Consider the following 24,389-nt stretch of genomic DNA (forward strand, 5'->3'; position numbering starts at 1 on the left):
CAAAGTGCTGGGCGGCCACCCGGCAGGAATGGCCCGCCGCGACAAAGTCGGCGACGCGCACCCGAAGATCGAGAGAATAGCAGTGACCCATGATCCACCTCCCGTTCCAGCAAGTGAATCACAGATCGCACCAGGCCAAAACCCAGGAGTCGAATTTCCAGTCCGGCGCTCTAGCCGATGGCAGCCTCGAGCAGGCGCGCCGCTGCCGCGCGTGCTTCCTCGGTGATGGTCGCGCCCGCGAGCATCCGCGCGATTTCCTCGCGGCGGGGGCCATCGTCGAGCGGGACGACCCGGGTCGCGACCCGGTCCGAGCCGCGCACGCCTTCCTTGGCGATCAGGAAATGACTTCCGGCGCGGGCGGCGACCTGGGGGGCATGGGTGACGGCCATGACCTGGACGCCGTTCGCCAGGCGCGCGAGGCGCTGGCCGATGGCATCCGCGACCGCGCCGCCGACGCCCGTATCGATTTCGTCGAAGACGAGAGTCGGCGCGGAGCCTTTGTCGGCCAGCACCACCTTGAGCGCCAGCATGAAACGGGACAATTCACCGCCTGAGGCCACCTTCATCAGGGGGCCGGGCTTCGTGCCGGGGTTGGTCTGGGCCCAGAACTCGATCCGGTCGAAGCCATTGGGATCGCGGCTGCCCTCGTCGGTCTGGATCTCCGTGATGAAACGCGCCCGTTCCAGCTTCAGGGGCGGCAGCTCGGCCTGCACGGCGGCATCGAGCGCCTGAGCAGCCTTGCGCCGTCCGGCGGACAAGGTCTTTGCGGCGGCGACATAGGTCCGGTCGGCATCCTTCAGGATGGCTTCCAGACCCGCCAGCTTCTCCTCGCCCGCGTCGATGGCCGCCACGTCCTCGACGAAGCGCTGCTTGAGGGCGGCGAGTTCATCGGCTGGGACGTCGTATTTGCGGGCGGCAGCGCGCAGGGCGAAAAGACGCTCCTCGGTCTGCTCCAGCTCACGCGGATCGAACTCCGCCGCGCGGATGGCTTCTTCCAGGGCCGCGCGAGCCTCGTCGATGGCGACGAGCGCCGCATCGAGAGCCTTGACGCTAGGTTCCACAAGAGATGGCGCCTGGGCGCTGCGACGCTCCAGCTTGCGCACAGCTGCGGACAGCTCAGGCACGGGAGAGGCCGAGCCCGCCACCGCCTCGAAGGCTTCATTGAGATCCGTCGCCACCTTCTCGGATTGCATCATGACGATGCGGCGCTCCGCGAGGGTCTCCTCCTCGCCCGCCTGCGGGGCGAGCTTGGTCAGCTCCTCGACCGCATGACGCAGAAAGTCGGCCTCCTTGCGGGCCTTCTCGACGCGGTTGCGATGTTCCTGCAGAGCTTGGCGCGCATCGCGGACCCGGCGGGCGGCCTCGCTAACGGCCTGAACCTCGCCAGTGAGATTTCCGAACGCATCCAGAATGGCCCGATGCGTCACAGGATCGACCAGGGCGCGATCGTCGTGCTGGCCGTGTATTTCGACCAAGGTCGAGCCGATGGCCCTGAGGACCTGGACGCTGACCGGCTGATCGTTGACGAAGGCGCGGGTGCGCCCGTCGGCGACCTGGATCCGGCGCAGGATCAGGTCACCGTCGATATCGATCTCCGCATCTGCCGCGATCTGGCGGGCTGGATGGTCGAGAGAGCAATCGAAGACGGCGGTCACCTGACCTTGCGACTCACCGTGCCGGACGAGGCTTCCATCACCTCGCCCGCCAAGAGCCAATGCAAAAGCATCGAGCAGGATCGACTTGCCCGCTCCGGTTTCACCCGTGAGGACGCTGAGGCCCTCATGGAAATGGAGCTCGAGCTTGTCGATAAGGACGATGTCGCGAATCGCCAGCTGGATCAGCATGGAAGGAGAGGATTAGCCCGTCCTCTGACTGACCTGCGGGACGCCGCGGAAAGCCTTGCTGATCCAGGATCCGGAATCCTCGCGCGGCTCGACGCCGCCTTTGGTCAGCAGGTTGTAGGCGTCCTTGTACCAGGGACTGTCAGGGAAGTTGTGACCGAGAACGGCGGCTGCCGTCTGCGCCTCGGCGACGATGCCCATGGCCATGTAGGCTTCGGTGAGGCGCTGGAGCGCCTCTTCCACATGACGGGTCGTCTGGTAGCGCGAGACGACGGTGCGGAAGCGGTTGATGGCTCCCGAATAGTTGCGTTTCTGCAGATAGAAGCGACCGACCTCGAGCTCCTTGCCGGCGAGTTGGTCGCTGGCAACCTGGATCTTCTTCTTCGCGTCAGCCGCATATTCGGAGGTTGGATAGCGCTGAATCAGTTCCTGCAGAGACAGAAGCGCCCGTTCCGACTTCTCCTGGTCGCGGGTGATGTCCGGGATCTGATCGTAATAGGACGAGGCCATCAGATACTGGGCATAGGCCGCATCCGGAGTCGACGGATGGAGCTGGAGGTAGCGCTTGGCCGCCGTGATGGACTCCTCATAGAGCCCGCCCTCGTAATTGGCGTAAGCCTCCATGATCAGCCCTTTGCGGGACCATTCCGAATAGGGGTACTGCTTGTCGAGGCTGCCGAACTTTTTGGCGGCGCCCTCGTAATCCTTCTTCTGGATCCGGGCGAGGCCGTCATTGTAGATCTGCTCAGCCGGGACATCCGCCACGATTTCCGGCTTGTAGGTTTCGCTTTTGTCGAACGGATTGAGCGACGAAAGAGTATCGCAGCCGGCAACCACCACGCCGCAAGCCCCGATGACGAGAGCGCGAACGGCGACGCCCCTCAATCCTGAATAAGCCTTCGCGAAAGACATGCCTCGCGATCCTCCGAAAAACGTGCCCGAGTTGGAACGGTGCACCGAAGGCTCTTTAACCTATGCACGAGGAAAGAGCCAACCCTATCCGAAAGGCTTTATCCAGCCGGTTTAAAGGGTGTCTGGCTGAAAACCATGCGGCCAAAGGGCGCTCAGTGCGAGATGAACGGCAAATAACGAAATGAACAGCGCAACTTAGTGAATTTCCGGCGCAAAAGCCGGCATGGCGATATTGCCGATCTCGGCATAACCCGTTTCCCGGCGGACGCCGCCATCCACAATGGCATAGTTCGAGCGACTGGAAAACAGGGCCTCGAGAACCGAGAAATTGAGGCGGTGCCCGCCGCAATAGGAGCGGTAGGTACCCAGCAACGGGAAACCGGCCAGGGAGAGATCGCCGATAGCATCGAGGATCTTGTGACGCACGAACTCGTCGCCATAGCGCAGTCCCTCGGGATTCATCACACCATCCTCGCCGATGGCGACGGTGTTCTCAAGGGAGGCGCCCAGGGCGAAACCAGCGCTCCAGAGCTTCTCCACATCGCGCATGAAGCCGAAAGTGCGGGCCCGGGAAATGTCGCGCCGGAAGACGGACGGCGACAGGTCGATAGCCTTGCGCTGACGGCCGATCACCGGCGTGGGGAAATCGATTTCCACATCGAGGCGGAAGGTGCGCTCGTTAGGAACGAGTTCGGCAAAAGCCTTGCCCTGCGTGACGCGGACAGGCTTGAGAACCTTGAGATAGCGGCGCGTCGCAGCCTGGATCGACAGGCCGACCTGATCGATCGCATCGATGAAAGGAGCCGAGCTGCCGTCGAGAATCGGCACTTCCGGGCCGTCGATCTCGACGAGGACATTGTCGATGCCCAGGCCGGCAAGCGCCGCCATCAGGTGCTCGATCGTCGCTACGGCCCCGCTGTCGCGGTCGCCGATGACGGTGCAGAGTTCGGTCGCGGTGACGGTCAGATGGCGAGCATCGATCACGCGGTCGAGACAGCCGGGAAGTCCAGTGCGAAGGAAAGCGATGCCATGATTCACCTCCGCCGGGTGGAGAACGAGCTTGACCTCGTCCCCCGAATGGACGCCGACACCCGTGAGGGTAACGGCTGCGCGAAGCGTGGTTTGTTGGCTTTGCTTCATAATCACTGGACCTCGAACGCCCGGGTCAGTGCGGGATCATCCCGCCTCGCCTTTGCGCCCGCTGTTATTGTTACTGGCCTGCGGGATTCAGGCCGAATCTCGCTCATCAACTGAGAGGCAACATAGTCCTATGTCGAAGCGGGGCCAAATCACGGTTTCTTACGATCTGTAACAACCTGGGCCGTTCGTAACCCATTGAAAAATAACATTTTTAAATAAAGAAGCCCCGGCCGAACAAGGGCCGGGGCTTCGTTTGTCACAAGTGCTGTTTGATCAGTTCGCCTGACGACGGAGGAATGCGGGAATCTCCAGCTGATCATCCTCCATGTTCCGCTGCACTGGGGGCATACGACCCTGCTGATCGTGGTGCCCCTGAGGCTGGCGGTAGCCTTGCGGAGCCGCAGGACGCTTGGCGTACTCCGCATGAACCGGGGACATCTGCTGACGCGATGCTTCCGGCGCCGGGCGCTGGGCCACAGGCTCGGCGGGAGCATTGTGACCGTCGTCCTTGCGGCCGAAACCGACCGTGGCGAGACGCTGCAGCAGCGACATCCGCTTCGTGTCGTGAGCCGGCTCCTCGCCGCGGCTGGCGCGGATCTGGTTCTGGGCCGGAATCGGCAGTTCGTCGATCCGGGGCATCCGGGCCGGACGCATGGCCCGCTCGGCTTGCGGCGGGATGAAGGCGCCCTGGGCGACCGGTTCTTCGTGATAGACCGGCTCGGCCACGACCGGAGCCTCATAGGCCATGGCCTGCTTGGGCTGGGTGGGGGTGAGAACCACATCGTCCCGGATGAGCGGCTGCGGCGCGGACTCGATGACCGGAGTGGCCATGGAGACATAGGCCGGAGCGGCTGGAGCGGGAGCTGTTTCGAAGCGAGGGGCAGCCGCCTTCACCGGTTCGGCTTGGGCGGCGGCGCGAAAGGTCGGGACGGCTTGAGTCTGCGTCGCCCGGGCGCGGGCCTCGGCGCGCAGGCGCTCGGCCACCTCGGAGATCCGCTGCTCGGTCGAGGACAGATCGACGCCCTCGGTCACCAATGCCTGATCGATGCCGGTCGCAACGACCGAGACGCGGATGATGCCTTCCAGGCTCTCGTCGAAGGTCGCGCCAAGGATGATGTTGGCATCCTGATCCACTTCCTCGCGGATGCGAGTCGCTGCTTCGTCGAGTTCATAGAGGGTGAGGTCGCTGCCGCCGGTGATGGAGATGAGCAGGCCGCGGGCACCCTTCATCGACACGTCGTCGAGGAGCGGGTTGGCGATGGCCGCCTCGGCCGCGCGGACAGCGCGCTTCTCACCGGAGGATTCGCCTGTACCCATCATCGCCTTGCCCATGCCGCGCATGACGGAGCGCACGTCAGCGAAGTCGAGGTTGATCAGGCCTTCCTTGACCATCAGGTCGGTGATGCAGGCAACGCCCGAATAGAGCACCTGATCGGCCATCGCGAAGGCGTCGGCGAAGGTGGTCTTCTCGGTGGCGACCCGGAAGAGGTTCTGGTTCGGGATGACGATGAGCGTATCGACCGACTGCTGCAGCTCGGTGATGCCGGCCTCCGCCAGACGCATGCGGCGCACGCCTTCGAACTGGAAGGGCTTCGTGACGACGCCGACGGTCAGGATACCGAGTTCACGGGCTGCGCGGGCCACGACAGGGGCAGCGCCCGTGCCGGTGCCGCCGCCCATTCCGGCGGTGATGAACACCATGTGCGAACCGGAAAGCTGATCGCGAATCTCGTCGATCACCTCCTCGGCCGCGGCACGTCCGACTTCAGGCTGCGAGCCGGCACCGAGGCCCTCGGTCACCTGCAGGCCCATCTGAACGATACGCTCGGCCTTGGACGAGGCCAGGGCCTGCGCATCGGTGTTCGCAACCACGAACTCGACGCCCTGGAGACCGGACTCGATCATGTTGTTCACGGCGTTGCCGCCAGCGCCGCCGACGCCGAAAACCGTGATGTGTGGCTTGAGTTCCCGGATATCCGGAGCTTGCAGATTAATAGCCATGACCTGTTTGCCTCTTTGGCCTTTGTACCGACAGCGTTCGGCCGACGCTTACCCTTGGTTAACTTGAACTCTGGGCGATGGCCGCCGCGCCACCGCCTTACTCATTTAAAAACTATCGCGAATCCAACGGCCCACCCGCGAGATGTAACCGTCGGTTCCCGTACCCTGAAACAAGCCGCTGGAACGCGGCTCGAAATACTCGATATGCGCCACCTGCGGGTAAACCAGCAGGCCGACCACCGCCGAAAAGGCTGGGCCCTTGGCCGCTTCGGGCAAGCCCTTGATACCGAGCGGACGCCCGACACGAACCTGACCCTGCAGAATGCGCCGCGCCGTTTCCGGCAAGCCGACGAGCTGGCTTGCGCCACCCGTCAGCACGACGCGCCGTCCGGCCTGCGCGGCGAAACCCGCCGATTTCAGCCGGTCGCGCACGAGTTCGAGGATTTCCTCGACCCGTGGCTTGATGATCCGGACCAGATGCGACTTCGGCAGATGGTTCGGCACATCGCGTTCGTCTTCGTCGACCTGCGGCACGGCGATCATGTCGCGGTCGTCCGCGCTCGATGAGATCGCGGAACCGTAGAGCGTCTTGAGGCGCTCGGCGGCGGAGACGCGTGTCGTCAAACCGCGAGCGATGTCCATGGTCACGTGATGGCCGCCGACGGCGATCGCATCCGTATGCACCAGATGCCCGTTCATGAAAATGCCGACGCTGGTGGTGCCGCCGCCCATATCGACCACGGCGCAGCCCATGTCGGCTTCGTCATCGACGAGTGCGGACAGGCCCGACGCGTAAGGCGTGGCGATCACGGCCTCGATGCCGAGATGGCACCGCTCGACCGCGAGCATCAGATTGCGCGCAGCCGCCGCTTCCGACGCCACGACGTGAAGATCGACGCCAAGGCGCTCGCCGATCATGCCGGCCGGATCGACGATGTGGCTTTGCGCATCGAGCGAGAAGCCCGTCGGCAATGCGTGCAGCACCGCCCTGCCCCGCCGCAAATCGTAGCTGCTGGCGGTATCGAGCACCCGGTGAACGTCGCTTGCTCCGACTGCGCCGCGCACGGGGACATGCGCATCAAAATGTTCGGAGGCGAGACGCCCGCCCGTAAGATTGACGATCACCGACTGGATCTCGACCTTCGCCATCCGCTCGGCGGCATGAACCGCCTGCCGGATGGAGGATTCGGCCGCCTCCAGGTCGACGATCACGCCGCCCTTCAGGCCGACGGAACGCTGATGGCCGATGCCGAGAATGCGCGCCACATGGGTGCGGCCGCGCAGCGACTCGATCTCATCGACCGGCTTCAGTTCCGCCACGACGCAGACCACCTTGCTGGTTCCGATATCGAGGACCGAAAGGATGGCACTCTTGCGCGCGGACAACGGCTTCAGGCGCGGCGTCAAACCATGACCTGAGAGACTCATGTTTCGACCCCCTTGCCGCGCACCGGCTTCTTCTTCAATGCCTCGGCCCGTGCCGAAGCAGCTTCTTCCGTCAGGCGAACGACGACCCGGTCAGCCATGCGCAGGTCGATTGCCAGCACGTCCTTCTCCAGGATCTTCTGTTCCCGTTCGAGTTTCACGAGCCGAGCCAGCGCATCGGCGGCTCCAAGCTCCGGCAGGCTCACGTCCATGCCGTTATCCATCTTCAGCGTCCATCGACGTCCGGCGACGAGCGTGCCGGCGCGAATGCGGCTCTTCAGGGACCCGGCGGCCTCGAGCAGAGCGATGTAATCCTTGTTGCGGCTATTGGCCTGCTCGCCCACCACGAAGGGCAGATCGGCGAAGCGCGCATCCTGCATGAGGTCGATCACGGTGCCGTCGGCAGCGATGACGAAAAGCTCGCCGTTGAGCTGCCAGATCGCATGCGGCTCGCGCTCCGTCAGGCCGATGACCAGCTCATTCGGATAAAGCTTGCGGACGGTCGCGCTCTTGACCAGGGGCACGTGCTCGAGACGCTCGCGCACGGTGTTCACGTCGAGAAAGACCAGGGACAGCTTGGCATCGAGGCCCGCCGCAGCGAGCACTTCGGTTTCGCGCATCTGCGAGAGACCGGAAATCGTGATCTGCTCCAGTCCGAGACCGAACATCCGCGCAAGCGCATGATGCGGCTCGCCATTGGCGCGGATGAAGTCGTTCAAATGCCCGCCCTGCCACAGGCCGACGAGCGTAACGGCGCCGAAGAAGCCCAGCGTGAGCCCGGTTCCCAGAAAACGCGGAATACGGCGCACGAGCGGCACGCTGACGGAGCGGCGACGCACGCTGCGCGCGGGGCGGAACCGTTTAAAAAAACCGAATCGGGAGGCGTTGTGCTTTCGTGATTCGAAGGCGGTGGCGCGCGCAACCGTAGCGCCGGCCGGGTAGGCCGTCATCGGTTGCAGGTAGCGTCCTCCACCATCCATTGCACAAGCTCGCCAAACGTATAGCCCGCATGGGCTGCCAATTCTGGCACCAAGCTCGTCTCGGTCATGCCGGGTTGCGTGTTGACCTCGAGAACGACGAGTTCCCCGGTTCCTCCGGGCGTGTCGTCATACCGTAAGTCAGCGCGACTGATTCCCCGACAGCCGAGCGCTTGATGCGCCGTTAACGCCAACTCTTGGACCTTTTGGTAAATATTCGGTTTAATTTCTGCCGGGAGGACGTGAATGGATCCCCCCTTCGCGTACTTTGCGTCATAATCGTAGAAGATGCCGGTGGCGGGCCTGATATCGATCACGCCGAGAGCCCTGTCGCCCATCACCGCGCAGGTGAGTTCGCGGCCCGCAACATACGATTCGACAAGGACTTTTTCGCCGAAGGCCCAATCCTCCCGGAGCAATTCCTGAGGCGGATGACTGCGCTCCTCGCGCACGATGATGACACCCACCGACGAGCCTTCACTGACCGGTTTAATGACGTAAGGCGCGGGCAGGACGTGGCTCCTGGCCGCATCCAAACGGTTAACGACGACACCCCGCGGCACAGGCACGCCAGCGGCCTGCATGACGACCTTCGCCCGGTCCTTCTGCATGGCGAGCGCCGAGGCGAGAACACCGGAATGGGTATAGGGAATACGCAGGAGCTCAAGCAAACCCTGGATCGTGCCGTCCTCTCCGATGCGGCCGTGGAGCGCGTTGAACACCACATCGGGAGCCGTCGCATGGAGCACCGTGGGGATGTCCGGCTGCACATCGATGGGCGTGACCTTGTAGCCCTGTTCTTCCAGCGCCTTGGCGCAGGCCTTGCCCGTAGCAAGGCTGACTTGGCGCTCCGCCGACCAGCCCCCATAAAGAACGGCAACGTGCTTGGCCATGATATGCTCTCCTCACGCCCCGCAACTCGAAACGGCCGGGGCCTTTTAGTGATTCGGGTCGGGCTTCAGGAAAGTCCGACGCGCTTGATTTCCCATTCCAGCTCGACGCCCGATGCCTCGCGGACACGCTGGCGGACCTTTTCGCCCAGCCCCTCGATATCGGCAGCCGATGCGGAGCCGTGGTTGATGAGGAAGTTGCAATGCATTTCGGACACCTGAGCCTCGCCGACACGCATGCCCCGGCACCCGGCGGCGTCGATCAGCTCCCAGGCCTTCCTGTCCGGCGGATTCTTGAAGGTCGAGCCGCCCGTGCGCGTATTGACCGGCTGCGTCGATGACCGCGCCTCGGTGATGGAATTCATCTCCGCGAGGATCTCGGACGGATCGCCCGGGCGGCCTTCGAACAGGGCTTCGGTGAAGATCACATCGTCTGGCACGGAGGAATGGCGATAGGTGAAGCCCATCTGGGCATTCGTATAGACGACCTTCTCGCCCGCGCGCGTCACGCCGCGCGCTTCGACGAGAACATCCTTGGTCTCGCCACCATAGGCGCCTCCATTCATGCGCAAAGCGCCGCCGATGGTGCCGGGAATGCCGCGCAGGAACGAGAGGCCGGCGATGCCGGCCTCCGCCGCCACCCGCGCGACCTTCACGTCGGGTGCTCCCGCACCGGCCCGGACCCGGTTGTTCGCTTCGACCGCAATATCGGCAAAACCCTTGCCGAGGCGGATCACGACCCCCTTCCATCCACCATCGCGGATGAGAAGGTTCGAACCGAGGCCGACCACGATGACCGGGACCTGTCGGTCGAGATGGACGAGAAAGTAGGCAAGATCGCCCTCGTCCGCAGGTGTGAACAGGACCTGCGCCGGTCCTCCCGTGCGAAACCACGACAGCGGCGCCGTCGGCGCATTCGCCTCGAGCTTGCCGCGCAGATCGGGCATTTCTGCCCGCAGCTCACCTGTCAGGTCCGGAAACATCAAGCCGCCTTCTCGCCCAGCACCTCGAGCTCGCCTGGCAGGGCATAGGCCCATTGGGTGATATTGCCTGCTCCCAGGCAGATCACGTAATCGCCCGGCTTCGCTATGCTCTTCACGATGCCGGCGAGATCTTCCGACTTATCGAGCGCCATGGCGTTGCGGTGACCGCGGGCCTTGAGACCGGAAACGAGGGAGTCGCGATCGGCCCCCGGAATCGGCTGCTCGCCCGCCGCATAGACCGGTGCGACGATCACGGCATCCGCATCGTTGAAGCAGGTGCAGAATTGATCGAACAGTGACGACAAGCGCGTATAGCGGTGCGGCTGCACCACGGCGATGACCTGCCCGTCGGTCGATGCGCGCGCGGCCTTGAGAACCGCCGCGATCTCGATGGGATGGTGGCCGTAATCGTCGAAGACCGTGACGCCGTTCCAGTCGCCCGTGCGCGTGAAGCGGCGTTTCACGCCTCCGAAACCGGCAAGCGCCTTGCGGATGGCATCGGGCGAGACGCCGAGTTCGTGCGCGACCGCGATGGCCGCAGTCGCATTCAGGGCGTTATGCGCACCCGGCATCGGCAGAACGAGATCCTCAAGTTCCAGACGGAAACCGGGGCGGCGATCCCGGATCATGACGCGGAAGCGGCTTTGCCCTCCCCGCGTATCGATATCCATCAGGCGCACATCGGCCTGCGGATTCTCGCCATAGGTGATGATGCGGCGATCCTCGATGCGTCCAACCAGATCCTGCACGGTCGGATGATCGATGCACATCACCGCGAAACCATAAAACGGGATCGAATCGATGAAGGAGCGGAAGGCATCCTTGATCGCATCGAAGCTTCCGAAATGATCGAGATGCTCGGCGTCGATATTGGTGACGATGGCCACATCGGCTGGAAGCTTGAGGAAGGTGCCATCGGACTCGTCGGCCTCCACTACCATCCATTGCCCCTCACCCATGCGGGCATTGGTGCCGTAGGCGTTGATGATGCCGCCATTGATGACCGTCGGATCGAGCCCGCCTGCATCGAGCAGGGTGGCGACGAGGGAGGTCGTCGTCGTCTTGCCGTGAGTACCGGCCACCGCGACGCAGGACTTGAAGCGCATCAGTTCCGCCAGCATTTCGGCGCGGCGCACCACCGGCAGGCGCTTTTCTCGCGCGACCGTCAGTTCGGGATTGTCGCGTTTGATCGCGGTCGAGACCACGACGATCTCAGCGCCATCCACGTTCTCCGCCTTGTGTCCGATGAAGGTCTTGATGCCTTTCTCGGCCAGGCGTTTGACGTTGTAATTATCGGACGCGTCGGAACCCTGCACCGTGTAGCCGAGATTGTGCATGACCTCGGCAATGCCCGACATGCCGATGCCGCCAATCCCGATGAAGTGAATGGGTCCAAGCTTCGGCGGCAATTTCATGGGTTTTTTCCGTTTTTGTCAGAAGAGACGAGTTGAAGAACCACCTGAGCGAGGCGCTCGGCGGCGTCCGTGATACTGGCGCTATGTGCGGCAGCGGCGGCCAGGGTCAAGCGATCCGGCTCTTCGAGAAAAGAACGGACCTCCTGCGCCAGGCGCTCAGGAGTGAACTGAACTTGTGGAAGAACGATGGCCGCGCCGATATCGCCAAGTGTCTTTGCATTTGCGGCCTGATCCTGATCGATAGCTCCCGGCAGGGGGATCAGGATCGAGGGACGCCCGATCACGGCGAGTTCCGCAACCGTCGAGGCTCCCGAGCGGGAAATGACGAGATGGGACTGCGCCATGCGCTGCGGCAGATCCTTGAAGAAGGGCTCCGCCTCGAAGGAGACGCCGAGCCGGGAATAATGCGCCCGGACCCGCTCCAGATCCTCTCCACGCGCCTGCTGGCAGACGACGATCCGCGAGCGAAGTTCCGGTGGCAGAAGCTCTATGGCAGGCGGAACGATATCGCTCATCACCCGCGCGCCCTGACTGCCGCCGACGACGAGCAGACGGAGTTTCCCGTCGGCCAAAAGAGCGGGATAGCCGGCTTTCGACGCTTCCAGCACCGACGGACGGATCGGGTTGCCCGTATGGACGCTCCGGCCCGGCACGCCTGCCGGAATGCCCTTAATTGCCGGAAATCCGGTTGCGATCACGGAGGCCCGTCGGGCGAGAAGCCGGTTGGCGCGTCCCATGATCCCGTTGGCTTCATGGATGACGGTCGGCACGCCCAGAAGCGACGCGGCGATGACGGGCGGAACCGTGGGATAACCACCGAAGCCGACGACGACCGCAGGCTTCATGCGGCGGATGGCCGGTATGGCCTTGAGCGCTCCACGCGCGAGCAAGAGGGCAGCCTTCGCCATTTGGGGGATCGAGCGGCCGGACGGAGTTGCAGACGGAATCTCGACGATTTCATCCGCCGGAAATGAGCCTGCATAGGCATTGGCGCGCTTGTCGGTGGCCAGAGCCACGCGCGCGCCGGACGCCTTCAAGGCGTTGGCGAGCGCCTCTGCCGGGAAGAGATGCCCACCCGTTCCACCTGCGGTGAGAAGGATCAAAGGTCCCGTCATCCGCGCGACCAGTCCTGATTGAAGTGGTCCATCATCTCGGCGCGCGGGCGCCGGCGAGTCAGGGCGATGAGAAAGCCCATGCTGAGCGCGAGCGAGAGCAACGACGAACCGCCATAGGAGATGAAGGGCAGCGTCATCCCCTTGGCCGGCATGAGATGCACATTCACCATCATGTTGATCGAAGCCTGCAGGCCGAACATCAGCACGAGGCCTGTCGCCGCGAGACGGCAGAACGTGTCTTCGCTGCGGCGAGCGAGCGACAGGCCGCGCAACACGATGAAGGCGAAGAGCAGCAGCAGGCCGATGCATACGACAATACCGAACTCCTCCGCCGTGACGGCGAAGATGAAGTCGGTATGGGCGTCAGGCAGAATACGCTTCACGGAACCCTCGCCCGGCCCGCGGCCGAGCCACCCGCCGCGCGCGAAGGATTCCATCGCCGTATCGACCTGGAATGTGTCGCCGGAGGATTTGTCCATGAAGCGCTCGATGCGGGCGCGCACGTGCGGCAGGAATTCATAGGCCGCCACGATGCCGATCAATCCCGCGCCGCCGAGGCCCATCACCCAGAACCAGTGCAGGCCCGCGACGAAGAAGAGGCCGCACCACACGGTGGTGATGAGCATGGTCTGCCCGAAATCCGGCTGCAGGATCAGCGGAACGATGGTGGCGGGTAGGATCAGAAAGGCCAGGAACGCGCCCGGCATGTCCTTGCGCCGCGCGCCTTCCGAAAAAGCCCAGGCGGCAAGCACGACGAAGGCGGGCTTCACGAATTCGGAGGGCTGGACGCCGAGCGGACCAATCATGATCCAGCGATGCGCACCCTTAATCTCCGGTCCGAACTGGAAGGCCAGCAGGATAAGCCCCATGCCGACGAAATAGACCAGCAAGGCCAGGCGTCGGATGTGGCGCAGCGACAGGAACGAGACCGGAAGCAGGATAGCAAGCGCAGGAATGAGGAAGAGAACCTGCCGGTTCACGAAATGGAACGTCGAGAGCCCCAACCGCTCCGCGACCGGCGGTCCGCCGGCCATGAGGAAGACGAGACCGGCCAATGCCAGAACGGCGAGCGCCGCCAGAAGCATCCGGTCGACGGTCCACCACCAATCGCCGAAAGCCGAACGTTCCGCGCGTGACACCATGTTCGTCAGGCTCCCATCGTCGGGTTGATGCCGGGCAGGGCTTTGATGAGTTTGCGAAAGTGGTCTCCGCGCACTTCATAATTCGGGTACTGGTCGTAGGACGCGCAGGCCGGCGACAACAGCACCACGGCAGGCTCGTTCATGGCAGCGGCATCGGACGCTGCTTGCTGAACCGCCCTCTCGAGCGTATTCGCGTGAATATGAGGGACATCTTCTCCGAGGGTCGCGGCAAATTCATCCGAGGCCGCACCGATGAGATAGGCCTTTCGGATCTTCGGGAAATAGGGCTTCAGCATTGCAATGCCGCCCTCCTTCGATTTTCCGCCGAGGATCCAGAGAACATTGTCGAAGGATTTCAGGGCCTTCTCAGTGGAATCCGCATTGGTGGCTTTGGAGTCGTTGATGAACAGCGTCCCGCCACGGCGAGCCACCTCCTCCATGCGGTGCGGCAAACCAGGGAATGTGCGCAGGGCGCGTTGGATAACGTCAGGGTCATCGTGCCAGACTTCGTAAATGTCCGCCACGCCTGCAGCAAAGCAAGCATTCTGGGCATTGTGCAATCCGCGCAGTGTCGAGATGCCTGCAAGATTACCCAAGTCACGCTCCTGACCCGGGTACGCCAGCATATGAATCATTTCATCTCTCAGAGAGATGCCTGCCTCTACGTCACGCTCCACTGAAACAGCGTACTGCCGACCTATGGGCCTACCTGCGGCTTTCGCTCGAGCCTCACGTTCTAGCGCTCGTTTCTGAATAGCGGCACTGAGAGGATTATCAACGCCGACGAGCGACCAATCGGCCTTCGCAATGAGCCGCTCCTTGATCGCCACATAGTTTTCCATCGTGCCATGCCGGTCGAGATGGTCGGGCGAGATATTGAGGAGCACACCCACCGTTGGCGCGAGCGAGGGCGCGAGATCGATCTGGAACGACGAGCATTCGATGACGTGAATGCGGTTGTCGGAGGGCGGTTCGAGCGACAAGATCGCCGTGCCGATATTGCCGCCCATCTGTACGTCGCGACCGGCTTCGCGCAGGATATGCGCAATCAGTGCGGTCGTCGTCGATTTGCCGTTGGTGCCTGTAATGGCGATGAAGGGCGCATTCGGTGCAATCTTCGCGCGCTCGCGGCAAAAAAGTTCGATATCGCCGATAATCTCTACGCCCGCTTCCTTCGCGATCTTGGCCGACCAATGCGGCTCCGGATGCGTGAGGGGAACGCCCGGCGAGAGAATGAGCGCGTCAAAGCGCGACCAATCCACCCGCCGCAGATCGCCCGTCTCGATGCCTTTCGCCGCAGCTTCCGCCATCTTCGCCGGATTATCGTCGCAGGCCGTCACATGCGCGCCACCCGCTTTGAGCGCGAGCGCTGTGACCAGCCCCGACCCGCCAAGGCCGAAGAGCGCAACGGATTTTCCGGCGAAAGTGGTGACGGGCGTCATCGGGTCACCGCAACTTGAGGGTCGCAAGACCGACCAGGGCCAGAACGACGGAGATGATCCAGAACCGGATCACCACCTGCGGCTCGGTCCAGCCGAGTTGCTCGAAATGGTGGTGGATCGGCGCCATCTTGAACACGCGCTTGCCCGTGAGCTTGAACGACGTGACTTGGATGATCACTGAGAGGATTTCCAGCACGAACAGGCCGCCGACGATGGCGAGAACGATCTCGTGCTTCGTCGCGACGGCGATCGTGCCGAGCAGGCCGCCGAGCGCCAGCGAGCCCGTATCGCCCATGAAGATCTGGGCCGGGGGTGCATTGAACCACAGGAAGCCCAAACCCGCCCCGATCAGGGCGCCGCAGATGACGGCAAGCTCACCCGTGCCGGGTACGAAATGGATCTGCAGGTAATTGGCGAACACCGCGTTGCCGGCGAGATAGGCGATGAAACCGAAGGTGCCTGCCGCGATCATGACCGGGACGATGGCAAGCCCATCGAGACCATCGGTAATGTTCACCGCATTGCCTGCTCCGACGATCACGAAGCCGCCGAAGATGATATAGAACCAGCCGAGATTAAGGATCAGCTCTTTCGAGAAAGGCAGCGCCAGTTTGTTAGCAAGCCCGGGCGTCGCCATGTAGGAAATGGCGACGCAGGCGATGGCCGCGATCAAAGCCTCGATGACAAGACGGGAACGCCCCGAAAAGCCTTTGTGCGACTGCTTCGTGACCTTGAGATAATCGTCATAGAATCCGATGGCGCCGAAGCCGACGGTGACGAACAGCACGACCCAGACGTAGTGGTTCGCGAGGTTCGCCCATAGCAGCGTCGAGAACAGCACACCCGCCATGATCATCAGGCCGCCCATGGTCGGCGTGCCGCGTTTCGTCAGGTGCGATTGCGGCCCATCCGCGCGGATCGGCTGGCCCTTGCCCTGGCGCACGCGAAGCAGCGAAATGATCGCCGGCCCGAACAGGAAGACGAAAAGCAGCGCCGTTGCCGTGGCGCCGCCGGTGCGAAACGTGATGTAGCGGAAAATATTGAGAGGACTGAAATAGGGGCTGAGCTCAGCCAACCAGGTCAACATCGATTATCCTTTCAGCGCATGGCCGGTTTGGCCTGCGCCGTAACGTTCTTTCAGGGCTTTGACAACCAAAGCCATTTTCATGCTGAGCGAGCCTTTGACCATCACGGCATCGCCGGGGCGCATCTCCCGGCAGACGATCTCGACCAGATCCGCCGAAATTGCCCCGTGAGCCGCGACTTTCGCCTTCGGCAGCTTTCCAACAAGATTCTCCATCAGGGGGCCGGCCGCGAATAGGACATCGACCCCGTTCTTCTCCACGGCCTCCACCAGTCCTTCGTGAAGGCCGGGGCCCTCGGCGCCCAATTCCTTCATATCGCCCAGAACGGCGATGCGCCGCCCCTGACGAGGGAGCTCCACCGCGCCGAGATTGGCGAGCGCCGCGCGCATGGAGGCTGGATTGGCGTTGTAGCTCTCGTCGATCAGCAGCGCCTCGCCATCACCGACGGAGAGCATGGTCCGCTCGCCGCGGCCGACCGGCGGCTTGAGATCCGAGAAGGCAAGGACGGTCAGTGTCAGATCGGCTCCGAGCGCATGAGCGGCGGCGAGGACGCTCAGGGAATTGAGGGCGATATGCCGCCCGGGCATGCCGATCCTGTAGGTCAGAGGCTGACCGAAAACTCGCGCCTCGACGACGGAGAGATCGGGCTTCACGACAATGCGCTCGGCACGGATATCCGCCGTCTCATGCTCGCCGAAGGTCACAATTCTGCCTGCCTGAGAGGCAGCCGCATGGGCGCGCATCCGCTCGAAATAGGGGTTGTCGCGATTGAGAACCGCCGTTCCGCCGGGCTCGATGCCGGAGAAGATCTCTCCCTTGGCATCGGCGATGCCCCACATGGAGGGGAAAAACTCGATATGCACGGGCTCGACCGTGGTGATCACGGCCACATGCGGCCGAACCATTGCCGTCAGAGGCAGAATTTCTTCGGCATGGTTCATGCCGATCTCGAAAACGCCGAACGCGGCCTCCCGCGGCATGCGGGCCAGCGTCAGCGGAACGCCCCAGTGATTGTTGTAGGAAGCGACGGAGGCATGCGTCATGCCCTGGCGCGAGAGGGCAAGGCGCATGGCCTCCTTCGTGCCGGTTTTTCCGACGGAACCGGTGATGGCGACGATCTTCGCCTTGCTGCGCGCACGAGCAGCCCGTCCGAGCTGGCGCATGGCCTCCAGCACGTCCGGCACGACGATGAGACGCTCGAAATCTTTGAAGGCATGAGCCTTTTCCTCGGACACGATGGCAGCCGAGGCACCCTTTTCCAGAGCGGCCGGGACGAAATCGTGCCCGTCATGCACATCGCCCTTGATGGCGAAGTAGAGATCGCCCGGATTGAGCGTGCGGGTATCGATGGACGCTCCGGAGACGGGCGTGACGCCATGGCCGATGCGCGCTCCGGTCGCAGCCGCGATTTCGTCCGATGTCCATAAGGGCGTGCTCATCCCTGCCTCTCCGCAATAGCCGCCCGGACTTCATCATGATCCGAGAACGGCAGGGTCCGGTCGCCGATGATTTGGCCCGTTTCATGACCTTTGCCCGCCACGACCAGGACATCCCCCGGCTGAAGCTCGTTGACGGCGGCGCGAATGGCCGCGGCCCGGTCGCCGATTTCTCGCGCGCCCGGGGCCCCTTTCATGACTTCGGCGCGGATCGCAGCCGGGTCTTCTGAGCGAGGATTATCGTCCGTGACGATCACCATATCCGATTTTTCGACGGCGATGCGGCCCATGAGAGGCCGTTTTCCGCGATCCCGATCCCCACCGCAGCCGAACACACAGATCAGGCGGCCCGTCGTGAAGGGGCGCAGCGCATCGAGCACATGCGACAGGGCATCGGGCTTGTGCGCATAATCGACAATGCAAAGCGCGCCGTTACTTTCGCCCACCTGCTCCAACCGGCCCGAAACGCCCTTGAGACGGGCCAAACCTGTGAGAACTTCAGCCGTCCTCTCCTCGCCCTCGACAGCCAGCACGAGGCCCGCCGCGAGAAGCGCGTTCTCTACTTGGAACGCCCCCAGGAGGGGCAGGGTCGTGCGGATGGTTCGGCCAAAGGCCTCGACGGTCAAACTCTGCCTGAAGCCTTCGGGACGCGCTTCGACGAGACGAAGCGTATTGCCTGCGCTGCCTGTCGTCAGGAGTTTTCTCCCGGCGCGCCGCACGCCTTCCAGGAAAACGTCGGCGAAAGGCCCATCCGCATTGATGATTGCAGGCGCATCATTCGGCAACAGCGTATCGAAGAGGCGAAGCTTGGCCGCCGCATAGGCTTCGGTCGTGCCGTGATAGTCGAGATGATCCCGACCGAGATTGGTGAAACCGGCGGCGCTCAGGCGTACACCGTCGAGACGCCGCTGATCGATGCCATGGGATGATGCTTCCATCGCCAGACGGGTCACGCCATCACGGGCCAGGCGATCCAGAGTTTCTTGCAGGGAGATCGGATCCGGCGTCGTCAGCGAGCCATAGGCGGCTCCATCGGAGGTGATGACGCCGAGCGTGCCCAGGCTGGCGGATTTATGTCCCAGAACAGCAAAGAGCTGGCGCGTGAAATCGGCGACCGAACTCTTGCCGCTCGTTCCCGTGACCGCGACGACTTTCTCAGGTTGCGTCGGGTAGAAGCGCGACGCCGCCAGCGCCAGCGAACGGCGCACATCGGGCACGCGGATGTAAGTGACGCTGTCTGCAAGATTCGATGGGCGCTCAGCCTCCCCGACGATAGCAACCGCGCCGGCCGCGACCGCCTGCGGCACAAAGCTCATGCCGTCCGCCTTCGTGCCCGGCACCGCGAAGAAAACGGACCCCGCTCCGACCTTACGGCTGTCCGAAGCGATGGTCACAATGGCAAGCGAAGCGCCAGTGTCGCCTTGCGCTTCAGGAAGGAGGTCGCCCAGTTGAAAGGTCTTGTACTGCATTATTTCGTGCCCCATGCGCCGAGGCGTGACATCAATGGGAAAGGCTGAGACGGCGGCTCGAAGCGCGGCGGCACGCCGAGCAGAGGCGCCACGCGCTCGATAATGTTGCCGGTGACCGGCCCCGCATTCCAGCCTGCCGTGGAGAAGCCATACGTCCCTTCGACCGCCTGCGGTTCGTCCATGATGGTCAGGAAGACATATTTCGGCTTGTCCGCCGGCAGGATGGCCGTGAAGGTCGTGAAATTCTTGTTCTTCGAATAGCGCCCGTTGATGACCTTTTCCGCCGTGCCGGTTTTGCCGCCGACGAAGAAGCCGGCAATGGCGGCGGTAGATGCCGAGCCCGCCGGGTTCGAGGCATTGAGACGCATCACATAGCGTAGCGCTTCGCTGGTCTCCGGCTTCAGAACCTGCATGGCGGTCTGGCGGGCTGCGGCTTCATCGCGTTTCAGGAAGGTCGGCGTGATGAGTGTGCCGCCGTTTACGAGCGCGCCGACCGCCATCAGAGCCTGAAGCGGGGCAACCGCAAGGCCGTGACCGAAGGCGATGGTCATGGTGTTGAGCTCGCCCCAACGCGGGGGCACGATGGGCTCGGCGTTTTCGGGAAGTTCCGTCTTGAGCCGCGTCAACTGCCCCATCTTGCGCAGAAAAGCCTTGTGGCCTTCGACGCCGATGCCGAGCGCCATGCGCGCCGTGCCGATATTGGATGAGTGGATGAACACCTCGGGCACGGTCAGCACGCGGTGTGTGGCGTGATAGTCGCCGATGGTGAACTTGCCATAACGCAGCCCCGACCGGGCATCCAGGGTCGAGTTGATGTTGAACTTGCCGGAATCCAGCGCCATCGCCGTCGTCAGAGCCTTGAAGGTAGAGCCCATCTCGAACACGCCGACATTGATGCGGTTGATGCGGTCACTCTCCAGCGCATCGACGGGATTGTTCGGATCGAAATCCGGCAGCGACACGAGCGCGACGATCTCGCCCGTGCTCACGTCCATGATCGCGCCAGCCGTCGCCTTGGCTTTGAACTTCGCCATTCCCTTGACAAGCTCGTCGCGAAGGGCGTGCTGCACGCGCAGATCGATGGAGAGTTGCACGGGCCTCAGATCGGCTGCCGAGATGGCGAAGCCCGCGCCGTTGAGATCCTGCAGGCCCTGGCTATCGATGTACTTCTCCATACCCGCGATGCCGACATTGTCGACATTGGCAAAGCCGAGGACGTGAGCCGCCGCCTCCGCATTCGGATAGACGCGCTTGTTTTCCGGCAGGAAGCCGACACCGGGGATGCCGAGGCGATGCACCTCGGCCTGCTGGCGCGGCGTTATCTCGCGCTTGATCCAGACGAAACCCTTCTTTGTGCCGAGCTTGTTGCGCAAATCAGTCGCGTCGAGATCGGGAAGAACGGCGGTCAGAAGCTCGACGGCCTCGTCCTTGTCGATGATGTTGCGCGGTTCGGCGAAGACGGAAACCATCCTCACGTCGGTTGCCAGGATATTGCCGTTGCGATCGACGATGTCGGGGCGAGCCGCGGAAATTTCCGAGGATGCAGCACGGCGCACTTCGCTCGAGGTATCGCTCGTCATCGCCAGATAGACGAGACGTCCGCCGATGACGCTGAACAGGCCAGCGAAGCAGAGTGCCGTGAACCCAACGCGCGACATGCTCTTGTCGACGCGTAGGCGAAACAGCTCGCGCACGTAAGACAACACGCCGCGTTTGGGAGCGGCGTTCTGACCGAGCAGATCGGAATCGAACTTTTGCAACACGGGCGCTACCGTCTCGGAGTTTGCGTTGTCGAAGTGCGGGCTTCGCCGTTCTTGTCTTTCGGGGTCGATGTCGGCCCCAGCAGGCCGAGCGCCTCGAGCTTGCGACCGATTTCATCCTCGCGGGCGGGACGATTCGGCAAATCGGACAAGCGGGCGAGCTGCTGGATCTTCATGGGCTGGAGATCGAGATGCTGATCGGCGGCAGCCTGAAGACGATCCGGGCGGTCGAGATACTGCCACTCGGCCTGCAGCACCGCGATGGCATCGCGCTCCCGCTGCACTTTCGATTTCAACTTCGCCACCTGCTCAAGATAATATAGCGTCTCGTACTTCACCGAATAGGCGTAGCCGGCCGATGCAATCAGCGCGGAGATGGCGATGATGTGGAGCAGTCGGATCACCGGCGCCCTCCCCGTTTCTCGGCTGTCTGCGGCAGTTCCGCCAGCATTGTGATGGCGCTCAAGGGTTCCTGGGCAGGCACGTCGGTTCGCGCACCGGCACGGAGCTTCGCCGAACGAGCGCGCGGATTGCGCGCGATTTCCTGATCACTCGGGCCGACCGGACCGCGTGTGACCGCCTCGAATGTCGGTTCTGCCATTGCGGCGCTCGGCATGTGCCGCGATCCGCTCGGGGTGCGCCCCGTGCGCGCGGCGAAGAACTGCTTCACGATGCGATCTTCCAGTGAATGGAAGGTGACGACGACAAGACGCCCACCGGGCTTCAGGATGCGCTCCGCCGCATGCAGCGCGCGAACGAGCTCACCGAGCTCGTCGTTCACCGCGATCCGAAGGCCCTGGAAGACTCGTGTCGCCGGATGGATGCCGCCCGGTTCCTGCCGAATGAGCGAAGCAACAAGCTCCGCGAGCTGCCGCGTCGTCTCGAAAGGCTGCCTGCGACGCGCCTCGATAATAGCGCGCGCCACGGCGCGTGCACGGCGCTCCTCGCCATAATGATAGAAGATGTCCGCCAGTTCGGCTTCGGAGGCTTCGTTCACCAGATCGGCGGCGCTCGGCCCGTCGCGCTCCATGCGCATGTCGAGAGGACCATCGCTGCGAAACGAGAAACCTCGCTCGGCCTCGTCGAGCTGCATCGACGACACGCCGATATCGAGCACAACGCCATCGACGCCATCCATGCCCTGTGCATGCGCGATCCCGTCAAGGTTGCCGAACCGTCCCGGCACGAGCGACAACCGGCGCTTCACCCGCGAAGCAAGCGCAGCTCCTCCGGCGATCGCATCGGGATCGCGGTCGATGGCAATAACCGTGTTGCGGGGATTGGCATCAAGAATGGCGCGCGTGTAGCCGCCTGCGCCAAATGTGCCGTCCATGAAAACGCCGCCGCGCTTGACGTCAAGCGCTGTGCAGACCTCTTCCAGGAGCACGGGAACGTGACGGGTCGGTCCGCCAGCGGCTCCGGCTCCTGGGCCGTCGCCGCGTCCCATCATCGCTCCCGTACTCCTGGTGAGATATCCTGCACCGAACGCTGCTCCATAACCCGGGCTCCTAAAACCTTTTTCAGGTCTCGCACCTTCGTGCGCGCCTCCTCCAAGTGCGCACGGAAGCGCTCGGGCTCCCAAATCTGGAACTTGTGACCGAGTCCGACGAACGTCACCGTGTCCGTGATCCCGGCATGTACTTTCACTGAATCCGTCAGGATGACACGCCCCTCCGGATCGACTTTCAAGATTTCGCTGGTTCCGAACAACGCCGTCGACAGCTGATCCCGTTCGTCCGAATAAGGCGACAGCGTCGACAAAAACGCATCGATCTCGTTCAAAAGCACATTGCCACCCGCATCCAGCGCCGACGCGTCGAGCGCCGGGTGAACGTAGAGTCCCTCGAATCCATCCCTGGCCAACACAGCCCGGAAGGATGCCGGGATCGAGACCCGCCCCTTCGAATCCAACTTGTTGGTGAAATTGGACACGAAGCGGTTCATGGGCCGCGACTCGCGCACTCCTGATTGTCAGCCCCCCGGCGAATCGACGAGATCCACCGCCTCCCGACGCCGATGATGACGCCTCTTTCCGAGTGGTACGATCAGAACCTTTCGTGGGGCTGACCTTCCCTTCGGAAGACATCGTCGACGGGATGATTTGGGATAACATGGGAGGTTATGGGCGTCAACGAAATGGAACTGGTTTGAAGACTTCTCGGCAGACAACCGACATCAGAATCGTTTAGGGTTAATGAATCGTAAGCAGGCCAACGGTTTGGCCCTTCTTTTCGAAAAATTTGCCCTGTGGAAAAGGTTGTCAGCCGGCCTGTAAGCCGGGTTCTGTAGGGCCCAAGGCGCAAGCCTTGGACGTGGCGGCCATTCCTCTGGGGCGGCCATTGCTGACCGCCTCAAGCAACCAACCCGGACGACGAGCCTGGAAACCGGCCTGGCGCGAACGCCTGTCGTCCCTATTCGGTTTTGCTCCTGGTGGGGTTTACCGTGCCGTCCGCATTACTGCGTCCGCGGTGCGCTCTTACCGCACCCTTTCACCCTTACCTCGCGAAGCGAGGCGGTCTGCTTTCTGTGGCACTTTCCCTAGGGTTGCCCCCGCCGGACGTTATCCGGCACCGTGCTTCCATGGAGCCCGGACTTTCCTCCTCGAGAAAACTCGAAGCGGCCGCCCGGCCGGCTGACAAGGTCGATGTGGGGCACAAGGCTGTGCTTCGTCAAGGGCGCTCTCATTCGGTTTTTGCCGTGAGTGTCTTCACTTTGGCGCAATAAGTGCGCGATGCCCGGTTCATCGTCTGTGTGCGATGGCCGAACTGGTAGCGCAGGATCGTGCCGCACGTATCTCCGCCAGCAAGAGTGTAGGCCTGTGCGAGATATTTCAGGCCATAGCGCAGGTTTGTCTCCGCATCCAGGAGACCGGCAGCGCCACCCTGATATCCGAGGGACTGCGCCGTCCGGAAATTGATCTGCGTCAGCCCTACATTCGGACCATTGCGCGCGCCGGCATTGTAACGGCTCTCGAGACGAACGATGGCATCCGCCAGCTCGAAGGGCAGATTATGCTCAGATGCATAGCGCACGATGAGTGGCTTGAGCGCATTCGCACGGACATCGTCGGCAATTTTCGATTTCATCCCGGTGCCGGCTGGAATGGACGCCGTTGCTACAGGTTTTTCGTCGTCGGCCGTTGCGGCTTTAGCCGCGTTTTCCGCGGTCGGCATCGCAGCATCTTCCTCCACAGCATACTTTTCCGGCGAAACGACGCTAGGCCCCTCGCCTCCTTCCGCCTTAGCCTGTGACGCAAGGGCAAGTGCAGTAGCACCAAGAATCGCAATCACCACCGTTCTAAGGAAATGCTGCAAAGTCATATAAAATCTCCAATAGGCAATTGCATACAATCAAGC

The 24,389-nt window shown here is 62.9% G+C and carries 20 protein-coding genes and 1 other RNA gene; all 21 read right to left on the minus strand.

What is annotated here, in order from left to right; genetic code table 11:
- Positions 1–170: 170 nt before the first annotated feature.
- The gene (gene recN / locus AB4Y97_RS04205; RefSeq protein WP_441997763.1) at positions 171–1,844 is read right to left on the minus strand and encodes a DNA repair protein RecN; all 1,674 of its coding nucleotides are present in this window, start codon (positions 1,842–1,844) and stop codon (positions 171–173) included.
- Positions 1,845–1,856: 12 nt separating this feature from the next.
- Positions 1,857–2,753 (minus strand): outer membrane protein assembly factor BamD, encoded by an 897-nt coding sequence (locus AB4Y97_RS04210; protein WP_441997764.1) that lies wholly within the window; start codon positions 2,751–2,753, stop codon positions 1,857–1,859.
- 195 nt (positions 2,754–2,948) lie between these two features.
- Positions 2,949–3,893: a UDP-3-O-acyl-N-acetylglucosamine deacetylase gene (lpxC, locus tag AB4Y97_RS04215; protein ID WP_441997765.1), complete on the minus strand. Its 945-nt coding sequence runs from the start codon at positions 3,891–3,893 to the stop codon at positions 2,949–2,951.
- 273 nt (positions 3,894–4,166) lie between these two features.
- A complete protein-coding gene (gene ftsZ, locus AB4Y97_RS04220) occupies positions 4,167–5,894 on the minus strand; it encodes a cell division protein FtsZ (protein ID WP_441997766.1) in 1,728 nt (575 codons plus the stop codon).
- A 105-nt stretch (positions 5,895–5,999) separates the two neighbouring features.
- A complete protein-coding gene (gene ftsA, locus AB4Y97_RS04225) occupies positions 6,000–7,322 on the minus strand; it encodes a cell division protein FtsA (protein WP_441997767.1) in 1,323 nt (440 codons plus the stop codon).
- Entirely contained in the window at positions 7,319–8,299 is a 981-nt protein-coding gene (locus AB4Y97_RS04230; protein WP_441997768.1) for a cell division protein FtsQ/DivIB, read from the minus strand. The genes ftsA and AB4Y97_RS04230 overlap by 4 nt, the downstream gene beginning before the upstream one ends.
- Positions 8,266–9,189 carry a D-alanine--D-alanine ligase gene (locus tag AB4Y97_RS04235; RefSeq protein ID WP_441997769.1) on the minus strand — a complete coding sequence of 308 codons (924 nt, stop codon included), beginning with the start codon at positions 9,187–9,189 and terminating at the stop codon, positions 8,266–8,268. Before AB4Y97_RS04235 ends, AB4Y97_RS04230 begins: the two co-directional genes overlap by 34 nt.
- A 65-nt stretch (positions 9,190–9,254) precedes the next feature.
- Positions 9,255–10,172, minus strand: a complete 918-nt coding sequence (murB, locus tag AB4Y97_RS04240) for a UDP-N-acetylmuramate dehydrogenase (protein WP_441997770.1) — start codon at positions 10,170–10,172, stop codon at positions 9,255–9,257.
- Complete coding sequence (murC, locus tag AB4Y97_RS04245) at positions 10,169–11,584, minus strand: UDP-N-acetylmuramate--L-alanine ligase (protein WP_441997771.1); 1,416 nt, start codon at positions 11,582–11,584, stop codon at positions 10,169–10,171. Before murC ends, murB begins: the two co-directional genes overlap by 4 nt.
- Complete coding sequence (gene murG, locus AB4Y97_RS04250) at positions 11,581–12,699, minus strand: undecaprenyldiphospho-muramoylpentapeptide beta-N-acetylglucosaminyltransferase (RefSeq protein WP_441997772.1); 1,119 nt, start codon at positions 12,697–12,699, stop codon at positions 11,581–11,583. Before murG ends, murC begins: the two co-directional genes overlap by 4 nt.
- On the minus strand, positions 12,696–13,841 hold the full coding sequence (locus AB4Y97_RS04255) for an FtsW/RodA/SpoVE family cell cycle protein (RefSeq protein WP_441997773.1): 1,146 nt from the start codon (positions 13,839–13,841) through the stop codon (positions 12,696–12,698). The genes murG and AB4Y97_RS04255 overlap by 4 nt, the downstream gene beginning before the upstream one ends.
- A 5-nt stretch (positions 13,842–13,846) precedes the next feature.
- Entirely contained in the window at positions 13,847–15,283 is a 1,437-nt protein-coding gene (murD, locus tag AB4Y97_RS04260) for a UDP-N-acetylmuramoyl-L-alanine--D-glutamate ligase (protein WP_441997774.1), read from the minus strand.
- A gap of 4 nt (positions 15,284–15,287) precedes the next feature.
- Positions 15,288–16,370, minus strand: coding sequence for a phospho-N-acetylmuramoyl-pentapeptide-transferase (mraY, locus tag AB4Y97_RS04265; RefSeq protein ID WP_441997775.1), 1,083 nt, complete (start codon positions 16,368–16,370; stop codon positions 15,288–15,290).
- Between the two features lie 3 nt (positions 16,371–16,373).
- Complete coding sequence (locus AB4Y97_RS04270; RefSeq protein WP_441997776.1) at positions 16,374–17,807, minus strand: UDP-N-acetylmuramoylalanyl-D-glutamyl-2,6-diaminopimelate--D-alanyl-D-alanine ligase; 1,434 nt, start codon at positions 17,805–17,807, stop codon at positions 16,374–16,376.
- Positions 17,804–19,273 carry a UDP-N-acetylmuramoyl-L-alanyl-D-glutamate--2,6-diaminopimelate ligase gene (locus AB4Y97_RS04275; RefSeq protein WP_441997777.1) on the minus strand — a complete coding sequence of 490 codons (1,470 nt, stop codon included), beginning with the start codon at positions 19,271–19,273 and terminating at the stop codon, positions 17,804–17,806. The genes AB4Y97_RS04270 and AB4Y97_RS04275 overlap by 4 nt, the downstream gene beginning before the upstream one ends.
- Entirely contained in the window at positions 19,273–21,033 is a 1,761-nt protein-coding gene (locus AB4Y97_RS04280; protein WP_441998001.1) for a peptidoglycan D,D-transpeptidase FtsI family protein, read from the minus strand. Before AB4Y97_RS04280 ends, AB4Y97_RS04275 begins: the two co-directional genes overlap by 1 nt.
- Before the next feature lie 8 nt (positions 21,034–21,041).
- Positions 21,042–21,437 (minus strand): cell division protein FtsL, encoded by a 396-nt coding sequence (gene ftsL / locus AB4Y97_RS04285; RefSeq protein ID WP_441997778.1) that lies wholly within the window; start codon positions 21,435–21,437, stop codon positions 21,042–21,044.
- A complete protein-coding gene (rsmH, locus tag AB4Y97_RS04290; RefSeq protein WP_441997779.1) occupies positions 21,434–22,483 on the minus strand; it encodes a 16S rRNA (cytosine(1402)-N(4))-methyltransferase RsmH in 1,050 nt (349 codons plus the stop codon). Before rsmH ends, ftsL begins: the two co-directional genes overlap by 4 nt.
- Positions 22,480–22,977 (minus strand): division/cell wall cluster transcriptional repressor MraZ, encoded by a 498-nt coding sequence (gene mraZ / locus AB4Y97_RS04295; RefSeq protein WP_441997780.1) that lies wholly within the window; start codon positions 22,975–22,977, stop codon positions 22,480–22,482. The genes rsmH and mraZ overlap by 4 nt, the downstream gene beginning before the upstream one ends.
- A 312-nt stretch (positions 22,978–23,289) precedes the next feature.
- Positions 23,290–23,669: RNase P RNA component class A (gene rnpB / locus AB4Y97_RS04300), an RNA gene on the minus strand.
- Positions 23,670–23,714: 45 nt separating this feature from the next.
- Complete coding sequence (locus AB4Y97_RS04305; RefSeq protein ID WP_441997781.1) at positions 23,715–24,383, minus strand: transglycosylase SLT domain-containing protein; 669 nt, start codon at positions 24,381–24,383, stop codon at positions 23,715–23,717.
- Positions 24,384–24,389 lie beyond the last annotated feature (6 nt).

Origin of the sequence: Microvirga sp. 2TAF3 (assembly GCF_052114965.1) — a bacterium.
Classification (GTDB): Bacteria; Pseudomonadota; Alphaproteobacteria; order Rhizobiales; family Beijerinckiaceae; genus Microvirga.